Annotated in this window: 15 protein-coding genes; 3 read left to right on the top strand and 12 right to left on the bottom strand. The window is 55.2% G+C overall.

Going from position 1 to position 14146, the window contains the following annotated elements:
• Window positions 1–87 precede the first annotated feature (87 nt).
• Window positions 88–2649, top strand: a complete 2562-nt coding sequence (gene mutS, locus HED65_RS11155; RefSeq protein ID WP_114978627.1) for a DNA mismatch repair protein MutS — start codon at window positions 88–90, stop codon at window positions 2647–2649.
• 62 nt (window positions 2650–2711) lie between these two features.
• Here the strand turns inward: mutS and HED65_RS11150 are convergent, their stop codons facing one another.
• The gene (locus HED65_RS11150) at window positions 2712–3599 is read right to left on the bottom strand and encodes a LysR family transcriptional regulator (RefSeq protein ID WP_114978626.1); all 888 of its coding nucleotides are present in this window, start codon (window positions 3597–3599) and stop codon (window positions 2712–2714) included.
• Window positions 3600–3707: 108 nt separating this feature from the next.
• Here HED65_RS11150 and HED65_RS11145 point away from each other — a divergent pair, with 108 nt between their 5' ends.
• Both HED65_RS11145 and HED65_RS11140 read left to right on the top strand, forming a co-directional pair.
• Window positions 3708–4916 carry an MFS transporter gene (locus HED65_RS11145; RefSeq protein ID WP_114978625.1) on the top strand — a complete coding sequence of 403 codons (1209 nt, stop codon included), beginning with the start codon at window positions 3708–3710 and terminating at the stop codon, window positions 4914–4916.
• Window positions 4913–5290, top strand: a complete 378-nt coding sequence (locus HED65_RS11140; protein ID WP_114978624.1) for a DUF4440 domain-containing protein — start codon at window positions 4913–4915, stop codon at window positions 5288–5290. Before HED65_RS11145 ends, HED65_RS11140 begins: the two co-directional genes overlap by 4 nt.
• Window positions 5291–5342: 52 nt before the next feature.
• On the opposite strand, the gene rpoS is transcribed toward HED65_RS11140, so the two are convergent.
• The 11 genes from rpoS to cysN all read right to left on the bottom strand — a co-directional run bounded on the left by rpoS (window position 5343) and on the right by cysN (window position 14145).
• The gene (gene rpoS / locus HED65_RS11135) at window positions 5343–6335 is read right to left on the bottom strand and encodes an RNA polymerase sigma factor RpoS (protein ID WP_008499600.1); all 993 of its coding nucleotides are present in this window, start codon (window positions 6333–6335) and stop codon (window positions 5343–5345) included.
• A 59-nt stretch (window positions 6336–6394) separates the two neighbouring features.
• On the bottom strand, window positions 6395–7519 hold the full coding sequence (nlpD, locus tag HED65_RS11130; RefSeq protein WP_114978623.1) for a murein hydrolase activator NlpD: 1125 nt from the start codon (window positions 7517–7519) through the stop codon (window positions 6395–6397).
• A 116-nt stretch (window positions 7520–7635) separates the two neighbouring features.
• Window positions 7636–8262: a protein-L-isoaspartate(D-aspartate) O-methyltransferase gene (locus HED65_RS11125; RefSeq protein ID WP_023333224.1), complete on the bottom strand. Its 627-nt coding sequence runs from the start codon at window positions 8260–8262 to the stop codon at window positions 7636–7638.
• A complete protein-coding gene (surE, locus tag HED65_RS11120; protein WP_114978622.1) occupies window positions 8256–9017 on the bottom strand; it encodes a 5'/3'-nucleotidase SurE in 762 nt (253 codons plus the stop codon). The genes HED65_RS11125 and surE overlap by 7 nt, the downstream gene beginning before the upstream one ends.
• Window positions 8998–10047: a tRNA pseudouridine(13) synthase TruD gene (gene truD, locus HED65_RS11115; protein ID WP_108091039.1), complete on the bottom strand. Its 1050-nt coding sequence runs from the start codon at window positions 10045–10047 to the stop codon at window positions 8998–9000. Before truD ends, surE begins: the two co-directional genes overlap by 20 nt.
• Entirely contained in the window at window positions 10044–10523 is a 480-nt protein-coding gene (ispF, locus tag HED65_RS11110; protein ID WP_114978621.1) for a 2-C-methyl-D-erythritol 2,4-cyclodiphosphate synthase, read from the bottom strand. The genes truD and ispF overlap by 4 nt, the downstream gene beginning before the upstream one ends.
• Window positions 10523–11233 (bottom strand): 2-C-methyl-D-erythritol 4-phosphate cytidylyltransferase, encoded by a 711-nt coding sequence (ispD, locus tag HED65_RS11105; RefSeq protein WP_114978620.1) that lies wholly within the window; start codon window positions 11231–11233, stop codon window positions 10523–10525. The genes ispF and ispD overlap by 1 nt, the downstream gene beginning before the upstream one ends.
• Window positions 11234–11252: 19 nt before the next feature.
• A complete protein-coding gene (gene ftsB, locus HED65_RS11100) occupies window positions 11253–11564 on the bottom strand; it encodes a cell division protein FtsB (protein ID WP_008499609.1) in 312 nt (103 codons plus the stop codon).
• A 166-nt stretch (window positions 11565–11730) separates the two neighbouring features.
• Window positions 11731–12057: a DUF3561 family protein gene (locus tag HED65_RS11095; protein ID WP_114978619.1), complete on the bottom strand. Its 327-nt coding sequence runs from the start codon at window positions 12055–12057 to the stop codon at window positions 11731–11733.
• Between the two features lie 58 nt (window positions 12058–12115).
• Window positions 12116–12721: an adenylyl-sulfate kinase gene (cysC, locus tag HED65_RS11090; protein WP_114978618.1), complete on the bottom strand. Its 606-nt coding sequence runs from the start codon at window positions 12719–12721 to the stop codon at window positions 12116–12118.
• Window positions 12721–14145, bottom strand: a complete 1425-nt coding sequence (gene cysN, locus HED65_RS11085; RefSeq protein WP_114978617.1) for a sulfate adenylyltransferase subunit CysN — start codon at window positions 14143–14145, stop codon at window positions 12721–12723. Before cysN ends, cysC begins: the two co-directional genes overlap by 1 nt.
• Window position 14146 lies beyond the last annotated feature (1 nt).

Raw genomic sequence — 14146 nt, 5'->3', positions numbered from 1 at the left:
CTTTTTTTCATGCGACAATAGAAGGAACAAACGGCCACTGAGCCGATCAAAACGGTTTATTTTCAAAGAAATGGACATCATAACTCCATGAGCACAATCGACAATTTCGACGCACATACGCCGATGATGCAGCAGTATCTGAAGCTGAAGGCACAGCATCCGGAAATCCTGCTGTTTTACCGCATGGGCGATTTTTACGAGCTATTTTATGACGATGCTAAACGTGCGTCGCAGTTGCTCGATATCTCGCTGACCAAACGTGGTGCTTCGGCAGGTGAGCCAATCCCAATGGCAGGTATCCCGCATCACGCGGTAGAGAACTACCTGGCGAAACTGGTGAATCAGGGCGAGTCCGTCGCCATCTGCGAACAGATCGGCGACCCGGCGACCTCGAAAGGTCCGGTTGAGCGCAAAGTCGTGCGCATCGTCACGCCAGGTACCATCAGTGATGAAGCCCTGCTTCAGGAGCGTCAGGATAACCTGCTGGCTGCACTCTGGCAGGACAGCAAAGGGTTTGGCTACGCGACGCTCGACATCAGCTCCGGACGTTTTCGTCTGAGTGAACCGGCAGACCGTGAAACGATGGCTGCCGAATTGCAGCGCACCAACCCGGCAGAATTACTCTATGCCGAGGATTTCGCCGAAATGGCGCTTATCGAAGGTCGTCGTGGGTTGCGCCGCCGTCCGCTGTGGGAGTTCGAAATTGATACCGCGCGTCAGCAACTGAATCTCCAGTTTGGCACCCGCGATCTGATTGGCTTTGGCGTGGAAAACGCCCCGCGCGGACTGTGCGCAGCAGGGTGTCTTCTGCAGTACGTGAAAGACACCCAGCGTACCGCCCTGCCGCATATCCGCTCTATCACGATGGAACGCCAGCAGGACAGCATCATCATGGATGCCGCCACGCGCCGTAACCTGGAGATCACGCAGAACCTGGCGGGTGGCGTAGAAAATACGCTCGCGTCGGTCCTCGACAGTACGGTGACGCCGATGGGCAGCCGTATGCTAAAGCGTTGGCTGCATATGCCTGTCCGCAATACGGATACGTTGGTTTGCCGTCAGCAGACGATTGCCGCATTACAGGATCGTTATGCCGAACTTCAGCCCGTCCTGCGACAGGTGGGCGATCTGGAACGTATCCTGGCCCGTCTGGCTCTGCGGACAGCGCGCCCACGCGATCTCGCTCGTATGCGTCATGCTTTCCAGCAGTTACCGGAACTGCGTGCGCAATTAAGCGACGTAGACAGCGCCCCTGTTCAAAAACTCCGTGAAACCATGGGCGAATTTACCGAACTTCGCGAGTTGCTGGAGCGTGCCATTATTGATGCGCCTCCGGTTCTGGTGCGTGATGGCGGCGTGATTGCTCCTGGCTATAACGAAGAGCTGGACGAATGGCGTGCGCTGGCCGACGGCGCAACGGACTACCTTGATAAGCTGGAAATCCGCGAGCGCGAACGCCTTGGGCTCGACACCCTGAAAGTGGGCTATAACGCGGTACACGGTTACTATATTCAGATCAGCCGCGGGCAGAGCCACCTGGCACCGATTCACTACGTGCGTCGCCAGACATTGAAAAATGCAGAACGCTACATTATTCCTGAACTGAAAGAGTACGAGGACAAAGTTCTCACCTCGAAAGGTAAAGCGCTGGCTCTGGAAAAACAGCTTTATGACGAGCTGTTTGACATGCTGATGCCGCACCTGGCCGACCTGCAGTTAAGCGCCAGTGCGCTGGCGGAACTGGATGTTCTGGTGAACCTGGCGGAACGCGCTGAAACGCTGAACTATACCTGCCCGACTTTTAGCGATAAACCCGGCATTCGCATTACCGAAGGTCGTCACCCGGTAGTTGAGCAGGTGCTTAACGAACCGTTCATCGCTAACCCCCTGAACCTGTCACCGCAGAGAAGGATGCTGATCATTACCGGTCCGAACATGGGCGGTAAGAGTACCTATATGCGCCAGACAGCGCTAATCGCGTTGCTCGCCTACATCGGCAGCTACGTCCCGGCGCAAAACGTGGAGATTGGCCCTATCGACCGCATCTTTACCCGCGTGGGCGCAGCGGACGATCTGGCTAGCGGCCGCTCAACCTTCATGGTCGAGATGACCGAAACGGCTAACATTCTGCATAACGCGACGGAACACAGCCTGGTGCTGATGGACGAAGTCGGACGCGGAACATCAACCTATGATGGTCTGTCACTGGCATGGGCCTGTGCTGAAAGTCTGGCGAATAAGATCAAGGCAATGACCCTGTTCGCAACCCACTATTTCGAACTGACACAGTTGCCGGAGAAAATGGAAGGGGTTGCTAACGTCCACCTTGATGCGCTGGAACACGGCGACACTATCGCCTTTATGCACACGGTGCAGGATGGTGCGGCGAGCAAGAGCTATGGCCTGGCCGTCGCGGCCCTGGCTGGCGTACCAAAAGAGGTGATCAAGCGCGCGCGTCAGAAACTGCGTGAGCTGGAAAGCCTCTCACCGAATGCGGCAGCAACGCAGATTGATGGCACTCAGATGTCGCTGTTAGCACCCGCGGAAGAGACGTCGCCAGCAGTAGAAGCCCTGGAAAACCTCGACCCGGATTCCCTGACGCCGCGTCAGGCACTGGAGTGGATTTATCGGCTGAAGAGTCTGGTTTAGTTCTCTGCGGTCCTATGCCCGGTGGCGCTGCGCTTACCGGGCCTACGGATCCTTATCAAAGATTAATTCACGCTGGAACGCATAAAATCGATAAAGGTACGCACTTTTGCGGGTACGTGCCGGGCATCAGGATAAACCGCATAGATACCCTGCCGCACAAAGGTGTATCCCGGTAAAACAGACACCAGATTTCCCGCATCCAGTGCCTCCCGCACCAGCCACTCCGGCAGTAACGCCACACCACTTCCTGCAAGTGCAAAGGCCATTAGCGCCTGCGCACTGTCGGCAAACAAACGCGGTGCTTTTTTAATTTCCAGCGTCTCTGGTGCACCGCTGGCATCTTTTACCTGCCAGTGCAACGGCGAGGCCAGGCGCTCGTGAATGATCCAGTTGGCGTGTGCCAGTTGTTCCAGCGATTCGATCGGATTTTTCGCCAGCCACTCAGGCGTCGCGACGGGCAGGATGGAGAAGTGCGAGATCGCAGCAGCGTGATAGCGTGAATCGGCGAGCGTTCCCAGCCGGATGGCGACATCAAAGCGCTCTGAAATTAGGTCGGCATGCAGCGACGACGAAACATGTCGCACACGAAGATCAGGATGCTGCTGGCTAAACCTGGCCAGCAAGGGAACCACGACTCGTGAGCCATACTCCGGTGTTGTCGTGATCCGCAATTCCCCCGTGAGCCCGCCATGATTCGCGCGCACATCGTCCTGCAATTGCTCTGCATCCTTCAGAAGCGCGACGCTGCGTTGATGAAAAAGCACGCCTGCCTCGGTTAAGGTCAGACGTCGGGTGGAACGCAACAACAGGGTGACGCCCAGTTCAGCTTCGAGCTGGCGGATATTGAAGCTAACCACAGCTTTTGTCAGCCCCATCGCGTCGGCTGCCGCAGTGAAACTGCCGGTATCCGCTACCGCTACAAACATTGCCGTCCGCTGTAAATTAATCATCGTCACTCTTTTTACTGTCAAAATATATTTGACAGTATATCTCGCTTTGTCGCATTTATCCGTACCTCCCGGACCGCTACGATACGCCACCTCACGGGAGGAACCGCCATGACGTATCGCAGCAAAGTCGCCGTTGTTTATCTGCTGGGCTTTTTTCTTGATTTGATCAACATGTTTATTGCCAGTGTCGCCTTTCCGGCAATAGCACACACGTTTAACGCCACGCCTTCAGCGCTTGCCTGGGTCAGTAACGGGTATATTGCCGGGCTGACGCTGGTGATCCCTTTTAGCACTGTACTGACACGCCGCATCGGGCCAAAGCGCGTCATACTGCTCTCGCTTTTACTGTTCAGTGCAACCTCTGCTGCGGCAGGCTTGTCTTCCTCACTGGAAAGCCTGATTGCCTGGCGAGTACTGCAGGGAGTGGGAGGTGGCTTATTGATCCCCGTCGGACAGGCGCTGACCTGGCAACAGTTTAAGCCCCACGAGCGTGCCAGACTTTCTTCAGCGGTCATGCTGGTGGCGTTGCTTGCTCCCGCTTGCTCACCTGCTATCGGCGGAGTTCTGGTGCAGATGTTAAGCTGGCGGTGGATATTTTTTGCCACCCTTCCTGTTGCGGTGGTGACGTTTATTTTGGCTTGTCTGTGGCTGAAACACGAAATGCCACCGATGAAAGCGACCAGGCTGTTAAATCTACCTTTGCTGTTGGACCCGCTTCTGCGTTTTTCCATGCTGGTCTATTTGTGTGTACCCGGCATGTTTATTGGGGTTAACGTAACGGGTATGTTTTATCTTCAGAACGAAGCGAACATGACGCCTGCCGAAACGGGAATGCTCATGCTTCCATGGTCTCTGGCATCATTCATGGCAATCACCTTGACGGGCCGCTATTTTAACCGCATCGGTCCCCGGCCACTTATTGTCACGGGTTGCCTGCTGCAGGCGCTGGGCATTTTGTTGCTGCTCAATGTCAACTCAGCCACAACAGCGCTGTTACCCACTGTTGCGTTTATTTTGATGGGAGCAGGAGGCAGTCTTTGCAGCAGCACGGCTCAGAGTAGTGCTTTTTTGACAACCCGTCGGGAAGAGATGCCGGACGCCAGCGCCCTGTGGAATCTTAATCGCCAGTTGAGCTTTTTTGCCGGAGCCCTGCTACTGGCACAGATGCTAAACCTGGCCCAGGTTTATCTGACACCTCTCGCCGCGTGGCACGGGATGTTTATTTTTGCCGCAGGCATCACCTTATTGCCTGTACTGTATGCTTTTCGTCTTAACAATAAGCAGGTGCTAACACAACTGCGACAGGAGAATTCATGACGCTTTTCGATCAAGAGATTATCGACCTCCACATTGCGCTCGAAAGCTGGTTAGGCAATGGCGAAGGTGATGTCGACGCGCTACTCGCCCGTTTCCGGCCTGATTTCCTGATGATTCCGCCAGGGGGTACCCATATTGACTATGACGGTCTTGTCAGTTTTCTGGAAAAACAGCGCGGGAGTCGTCCCGGGCTGAAGATCGTCATTGATGACTTAACAACGCGACAGGCGTGGAGCCACGGTGCAGTGCTTCACTACCGGGAAACACAAACTCGCCCCGATCACCCGGTCAACGTGCGCTGGTCAACCGCCCTGCTTAATCTGGAAGGTGAGTTGATCACATGGCGCTTGCTGCACGAAACGGCACAGCCATAGAACAAAAGAAAAAGGCCCGTCACACGACGGGCCTTTTTTGACGAAAGGTTGCTTATTCGCGGAACAGCGCTTCGATATTCAGACCTTGCCCCTGCAGGATTTCACGCAGGCGGCGCAGACCTTCAACCTGAATCTGACGAACACGTTCACGAGTCAGGCCAATTTCGCGGCCGACGTCTTCCAGTGTTGCAGCTTCATACCCCAGTAAACCGAAACGACGCGCCAGCACTTCACGCTGTTTGGCGTTCAGTTCGAACAGCCATTTGACGATGCTCTGTTTCATGTCATCGTCCTGCGTGGTGTCTTCCGGGCCGTTGTCTTTTTCATCGGCCAGGATGTCCAGCAGCGCTTTTTCGGAATCGCCACCCAGCGGGGTGTCAACCGAGGTAATGCGCTCGTTGAGACGCAGCATACGGCTTACGTCATCAACCGGTTTGTCGAGTTGTTCGGCAATTTCTTCTGCGCTTGGCTCGTGGTCCAGTTTATGGGACAACTCGCGCGCGGTGCGCAGATAAACGTTCAACTCTTTGACGATGTGAATCGGCAGGCGGATCGTACGGGTCTGGTTCATAATAGCCCGTTCGATGGTCTGACGAATCCACCAGGTCGCGTAGGTTGAGAAACGGAACCCGCGTTCCGGGTCAAACTTCTCAACTGCGCGGATGAGGCCTAAGTTACCCTCTTCAATCAGATCCAGCAGAGCCAGACCACGATTGCCGTAACGACGGGCAATTTTCACGACCAGGCGCAAGTTACTTTCAATCATGCGACGGCGCGAGGCAACATCACCACGCAAAGCACGACGTGCGAAATAGACTTCTTCTTCGGCCGTTAGCAGTGGGGAGTAACCAATCTCCCCAAGGTAAAGCTGAGTCGCGTCCAGTACACGCTGTGTGGCACCCTGCGATAACAGCTCTTCTTCAGCCAAATCGTTATCACTGGGTTCCTCTTCTACTAAGGCTTTTTCGTCAAAAGCCTCTACTCCGTTCTCATCAAATTCCGCGTCTTCATTTAAATCATGAACTTTCAGCGTATTCTGACTCATAAGGTGGCTCCTACCCGTGATCCCTGAACGAGACACCCTGGCTGGCATGCCCCGTCAAATTATCGCTGCGGCAAGTACTGCAGCGGGTTTACGGATTTCCCCTTGTAACGAATTTCAAAATGCAAGCGTGTAGAACTGGTTCCGGTGCTACCCATGGTAGCGATTTTTTGCCCCGCCTTAACTTCTTGTTGTTCCCGGACCAGCATTGTGTCGTTATGGGCGTAGGCACTCAGGTAATCATCGTTATGTTTGATGATAATAAGATTACCGTAACCGCGCAGAGCGTTACCGGCATATACAACACGTCCATCTGCGGTCGCGATGATAGCCTGTCCCTTACTCCCTGCGATATCGATCCCTTTATTTCCACCTTCAGAGGAAGAGAAGTTTTCGATAACCTTACCGTCAGTTGGCCAGCGCCATGTAGAAATAGGCGAACTGGACGTCATACTGCTGGCAGTCGGTTCAGTAGAGCTAACCACAGGTGCCGTCACCGGTGCTGTGACAACAGTCGCAGTCCCTTTATTATTCGGCAACATTTTGTTAGCAGTCTGATCACCTGAATCTTCAGAATACGTAATTACAGGTTGTGAAGCAACCACTGTGGTGGATTTTTGCGCAGGTTTAACGCTGTTATTTTGTGCAGTCACATCGGCCGCAGAAACGGTGTTACCAGGCGTGAGTGGTGTGCCTGTAGCGTTGCCAACCTGAAGCGTTTGACCCACTTCCAGCCCATAAGGTGCCTGAACATTGTTACGCTGGGCGAGATCACGGAAATCGTTCCCGGTGATCCACGCAATGTAGAACAGCGTATCGCCGCGCTTCACGGTATAGGTGCTGCCACCGGTATAACTGCCTTTCGGAATGTTCCCATACTGACGGTTATAGACAATGCGTCCATTTTGGGTCTGAACAGGCTGTTCCACTGGCTGAATCTGAGTCGGCTGCGTCATCGGACGCTGAACGGGCTGAATTGCCGGAGTTTGTTGTGCCGAAGTCGTACCCATTTTAGGCGGAGGTGTAATCAACATTCCGCTGGACGTGTTACCCGACCCGCTGTTTCCGCCGACGGAACTGACGGGCGCAGGCGCATTGTTAGAACTTGTACAGCCTGCCAGCCAGAGCGAAACCAGTGATAATGCCGCAACACGGCTGATGGTGAATTTAGGGCTTCCCGCGCTCATTTATCCCCCAGGAATGTGTTAACTACCAGTGACTTAAAATTTACCGTGATGACACGAATCTTTCGCGCCACACCATACGCTGAATTTGCCTTAATAACCCTGGATAATTCCGAGTCTCAGGCCAACTCCCCCTTTACCAGAGGCACAAAGCGCACGGCTTCCACGGTGTCGATAATAAACTCGCCGCCACGACGACGAACACGCTTCAAAAGCTGCTGCTCGTCCCCGACAGGCAAAACAAGAATGCCCCCCTCATCCAGCTGCGACAACAGGGCTGCAGGAATTTCAGGCGGGGCCGCCGTCACGATGATAGCGTCGAACGGGGCCCGAGCCTTCCAACCCTGCCATCCATCACCGTGTCGTGTCGAAACATTATGTAAATCAAGTTGTTTCAGGCGACGACGCGCCTGCCACTGCAAACCTTTAATACGCTCAACGGAGCACACATGATGAACCAGATGCGCCAGGATGGCGGTCTGATACCCCGAGCCGGTGCCAATTTCCAGCACACGGGAGTCGGGTGTCAGCTCCAGAAGTTCCGTCATGCGCGCCACCATGTAGGGCTGCGAAATCGTCTGGCCCTGCCCGATAGGCAGCGCCACGTTTTCCCACGCTTTGTGTTCAAACGCCTCGTCTACAAATTTCTCACGCGGAACCTGGGCAAGCGCTTCAAGCACGTGCTCGTCGCGGATCCCCTGCGCGCGTAGTTGTTCCAGAAGAGTTTGTACACGTTTGTTTACCATTGCGCGTTCACTCCTGCGCGATCCAACCAACCCAACACCACATCATGCGCGCTATACGCGGTTAAATCTACGTGCAACGGGGTAACCGAAACATAGCCTTCATCTACGGCGGCAAAGTCGGTATCTGGGCCCGCATCGCACTTATCACCAGGAGGACCGATCCAGTAAAGCGTATTTCCACGGGGATCCTGCTGTGGGATTACCTGATCAGCCGGATGTCGGCTTCCGCATCGCGTGACACGTATGCCTTTAATTTCATTCAGAGGGAGATCCGGCACGTTGATATTGAGGATACGCCCGGTGCGCAGCGGCTCACGGCTGAGCGCGCGCAGGATTGAGCAGGTCACCACGGCTGCGGTGTCGTAATGCGTGTGCCCGTTTAACGAGACCGCCAGTGCGGGGAACCCCAGATGACGTCCTTCCATTGCGGCCGCCACGGTACCGGAGTAAATCACGTCATCGCCGAGATTTGGCCCGGCGTTAATACCGGAGACGACGATATCCGGGCGCGGGCGCATTAGTGCGTTCACGCCCAGAAATACGCAGTCTGTCGGCGTGCCCATCTGCACAGCAATATCGCCATTTTCAAAGGTAAAAGTGCGAAGCGATGACTCCAGCGTCAATGAGTTAGACGCTCCACTGCGGTTACGATCGGGGGCCACGACCTGCACATCCGCAAATTCGCGAAGGTGTTTCGCCAGGGTCTGAATGCCCGGCGCGTGGATCCCGTCATCGTTACTCAGCAATATTCGCATAATCACCCGAGGTGTTGATAAGTTCCCTGACCACACTGGTGGCAAAGCTACCTGCCGGCAGCCAGAAGCGTAACTCGACGGTTACGTCATCCCACCAGTTCCAGCTTAACTGCTGCGGATAGAGCAGCATCGCACGGCGTGCTGCTTCGACTTTTTCCCGCACCAGCAATGATTGTAATTCTTGTGCATTCGCCACGGCAGACTGCTCCGCAGCCAGCGCATCGCCCTGCGTTCCCCACTCGCCCGTACCGGGCAACGCGGCGGTAATCATCAGCGTTTTGGCATCCACGCGCGACTGAACATCGGCCATTTCTTCGGCCGTTGCCACAAACCAGCTTCCGCGTCCCGCTAATTGTAGCGCATCGCCAACAACAACTTGATTCGCGTCCGGTTTTTTCAGCCTTTCGCTCACAATCTGATTAAACAACGCACTACGCGCCGCAGACAACCAAAAACTGCGTTTATTCCTGTCACGGACGGGCGCATCACTTTGTGCCCAGCGCAACGCGCCCTGCAGGTTGCTGCCGCCAATACCAAAGCGCTGGGCGCCAAAGTAGTTCGGTACGCCATGGGCGTTGATAGCAGCCAAACGCTTCTCGACGTCGTCACGGTTTGTGATTTCGCGTAGCACCAGCGTAAAGTCGTTACCTTTCAATGCACCCAGACGCAATTTGCGTTTATGCCGGGCGTACTCCAGTACCTTACAGCCTTCAAGCTCAAATTTGCTTAAATCAGGCATCGTATTGCCGGGAACGCGTGCGCAGAGCCACTGTTCAGTGACCGCGTGTTTATCTTTCTGCCCGGCAAAGCTCACTTCACGAGCATGAATTTTGAGGAATTTTGCCAGCGCATCGGCCACAAAGCGGGTATTGCAGCCATTTTTCAGAATGCGCACGAGAATATGCTCGCCTTCGCCATCGGGCGCGAACCCCAGATCCTCGACCACGAGAAAGTCTTCAGGGCTGGCTTTCAGCACTCCGTTCCCCTGCGGTTTACCGTGGAGGTATGTCAGGTTATCGAAGTCTGTCATGCGTTCGCCTTCACCAGCAGTGCCACGGCTTCACAGGCGATCCCTTCGCCACGACCGGTAAAGCCCAGTTTCTCCGTGGTGGTTGCTTTGACATTCACGTCGTCCATATGGCAACCCAGATCTTCAGCAATAAACACGCGCATCTGAGGAATGTGCGGCAACATTTTTGGTGCCTGAGCGATGATCGTCACATCGACGTTGCCCAGGGTGTAGCCTTTGGCCTGAATTCGACGCCAGGCTTCGCGCAGCAACGCACGGCTATCCGCACCCTTGAAGGCCGGGTCCGTGTCAGGAAAGAGTTTACCGATGTCACCCAGCGCAGCAGCACCGAGCAATGCATCGGTTAAAGCATGTAATGCCACGTCGCCATCAGAATGCGCCAGCAGCCCTTTTTCATAAGGAATACGTACGCCGCCAATGATAATTGGGCCTTCTCCGCCAAAGGCGTGTACATCAAAACCGTGTCCAATTCGCATTATGCCTTCTCCTGATGGGTCGAACGGGTAAGATAAAATTCCGCGAGCTGTAAATCTTCAGGGCGCGTCACTTTTATATTATCAGCGCGTCCTTCAACAAGCTCAGGGTGAAAACCGCAATACTCCAGCGCTGAGGCTTCGTCCGTGATGGTCGCACCTTCTTTAAGCGCACGCGTTAAGCAGTCATGGAGTAATTCGCGGGGGAAAAATTGTGGCGTCAGCGCGTGCCATAAATCGACGCGATCAACGGTGTGAGCGATAGCCTGTTTACCCGGCTCGGCGCGTTTCATGGTGTCACGCACCGGTGCGGCCAAAATGCCGCCTGTGTGGCTGGTTTCACTCAACGCCAGCAGGCGCGCGAGATCGTCCTGATGCAGGCATGGACGCGCGGCATCATGCACCAGCACCCACCGGGCATCCCCGGCAGCCCGAATGCCCGCCAGCACGGAATCGGCGCGCTCGGCACCGCCATCGACAACGGTAATCTGCGGATGATTTGCCAGTGGTAACTGCGCGAAGCGCGCATCGCCCGGGCTGATAGCGATGATCACCCGCGTCACCCGTGGATGCGCCAGCAGCGCGGCCACAGCATGTTCGAGGATCGTTTTATCGCCAATTGAGAGGTATTGCTTGGGACATTCTGTCTGCATGCGCCGGCCAAAACCTGCGGCCGGCACCACGGCGCATACGTCCGAAAAAGTTACTGCCATGTCGTAATCCTGGGCCTGATTATCGATTGTTTTGTGCTGAGCCCTGATTGCGTTTAGACGCATCCGGAACCAGACGATAAAAAGTTTCGCCCGGCTTAGTCATACTGAGTTCATTGCGTGCGCGTTCCTCAATCGCCTCTTGCCCGCCATTGAGGTCATCAATTTCAGCAAAAAGTTGATCGTTTCGCGCCTTAAGTTTGGCGTTTGTTGCCTGCTGAGCTGCGACGTCATCGCTCACCCGGCTATAGTCGTGCAGCCCGTTTTTACCGAACCACAACGAGTATTGCAGCCAGATCAGCAAAGCCAGCAACAGCAGCGTTAGTTTACCCATCCTGCCCCCTGAAAAACGGCATCATCATCCCGAAACGCCCCCAGGGCACTACGCCGGGGGTACAGAGATGCCGCAACATCGCGGGCAAATGTACCACATTTTTTCCGCAGAATCGCCCTGCACAATATCGTCACACAGTTGGTTACGGTTTGAATTATGGCTGAAGTTAGCCCATGAGCCACAAAAATAACAGTCCAAACATCAGGACCACCGTCACAATCGTGACCACGGCACTGTAAAGGAGTTTACCATTGAGTAGCGAATGCAGCGCAATGCCGACGACAACCGCCACGGGCATCAGCGCCAGGAAGAATGGCCAGGTGTAGAGGAAGAAGAACAGCGTATTACCGCCGTAAATGAGAAACGGAATACCCAGCGCCAGCAACCACGAGACGAAGCCGACGATGGCCCCAGGAAATGACCAGGTCGTCTCGTCGTCGGTTGCTATAGGCTCCGACCCGGCGGTAATAATGTAGTTTTCACTGTTGCGCATAGCTAATCCTGTGACCATGACTCATCGCTCGGGTGAAAAGCTCCCGAACGATACCGTCTCAGGATCTGATAATATCGTCCCGTCTGAGGAGGTCTAATAATTGGCTTACTAAATTTGTTACCAATTGTTGGCCTTCCAGGTGAATTTCAGGCGATTCAGGCGCTTCGTATACCGAGTCTATTCCGGTGAAATTTCGCAGTTCACCCGCACGCGCTTTTTTATACAGCCCTTTCGGATCGCGCGCTTCGCAAATCTCCAGCGGAGTATCGACAAACACTTCGATAAAGCGATTGTGGCCAACGCATTCACGCACCATCTGGCGCTCTGCCCGGTGCGGAGAGATAAACGCAGTAAGAACCACCAGCCCGGCATCCGCCATCAGGCTCGCCACTTCCCCTACCCGACGGATATTCTCTTTACGATCTTCATCGCTGAAGCCTAAATCGCTGCACAGACCGTGACGCACGTTGTCGCCATCCAGCAGGTACGTGCTTACACCCTGCTGATATAGCGCCTCTTCCAGCGCGCCCGCTACCGTGGATTTACCGGAGCCCGACAGCCCGGTAAACCACAGCACAACCCCACGGTGACCGTGGAGTTGCTCACGCTGAGCGACAGTGACCGGATGAGGATGCCAGACGACGTTCTCATCATGGGCGGCCATTACTTGCCTCCCAGCAGATCGCGCGCACCCCAGTGCGGGAAGTGTTTACGCACCAGCGCGTTCAGTTCAAGTTCGAAGGCGCTGAACTCAGACGCCACGGCGGCCTGTTCGTTAGGCTCGCGCACCATCCCGGCACCGACGGTGACGTTAGTCAGACGGTCGATAAAGATCAGCCCGCCCGTGACCGGGTTTTGCTGATACGGATCCAGCACCAGTGGCTCGTCGAAGGTCAGATCGACCAGGCCGATGCCGTTCAGCGGCAACTCAGCGACCTCACGCTGGGTCAGGTTGTTGATATCTACCTGGAACTGAATACCGTCCACCCGAGCACGGGTTTTCTTGCCCGCAATTTTAATGTCGTAGCTCTGTCCAGCCGTCAGTGGCTGTTCAGCCATCCACACCACATCCACGGATGCACCCTGTACCGCCGCCAGCGTTTCGTGCGCATCCACCAGCAGATCGCCCCGGCTGATATCGATCTCATCTTTTAGCACCAGCGTCACCGCTTCACCGGCTCCCGCCTCTGGCAGATCACCATCGAAAGTGACGATACGGGCAATAGCCGATTCCACGCCAGATGGCAGCACTTTGACGCGCTGACCCACTTTCACGAAACCAGATGCGATAGTGCCGGAGAAACCGCGGAAATCGAGGTTCGGACGGTTAACGTACTGCACCGGGAAGCGCATCGGTTGGGTATCAACCACGCGCTGAATGTCGACAGTTTCCAGCACTTCCAGTAGCGTCGGGCCGCTGTACCACGGCATGTTCGTGCTCTGGGACGCGACGTTATCGCCTTCCAGCGCCGAGAGCGGCACAAAGCGAATGTCCAGGTTGCCTGGCAGCTGTTCGGCAAAGGTCAGGTAGCTCTGGCGGATCTCATCGAATTTTTCTTCGCTGAAATTCACCAGATCCATTTTATTGATCGCCACCACCAGGTGCTTGATCCCCAGCAGCGTGGAAATAAAGCTGTGACGACGGGTTTGATCGAGCACGCCTTTACGGGCGTCGATCAACAGGATCGCCAGATCGCAGGTGGAGGCGCCGGTCGCCATGTTACGGGTGTACTGCTCGTGCCCCGGGGTGTCGGCGATAATAAATTTGCGCTTCTCGGTGGAGAAATAACGATAAGCCACATCAATGGTGATGCCCTGCTCGCGCTCCGCCTGCAGGCCATCCACCAACAGCGCCAGGTCGAGTTTTTCACCCTGGGTGCCGTGACGCTTGCTGTCGTTATGCAGGGAAGAGAGCTGATCTTCGTAAATCTGACGCGTGTCATGCAGCAGACGGCCAATCAGGGTGCTTTTCCCGTCATCCACACTGCCGCAGGTCAGGAAGCGCAGCAGGCTTTTGTGTTGTTGCGCGTGCAGATAAGCTTCTACGCCGCCTTCTTTGGCAATTTGTTGAGCAATGGTCGTGTTCATG

The sequence above is a fragment of the Pantoea sp. LS15 genome (genome assembly GCF_012241585.1).
Classification (GTDB): Bacteria; Pseudomonadota; Gammaproteobacteria; order Enterobacterales; family Enterobacteriaceae; genus Enterobacter.
Note: the sequence above shows the minus strand (reverse complement) of the source record. Positions and strands in the feature narration are given on the sequence as shown.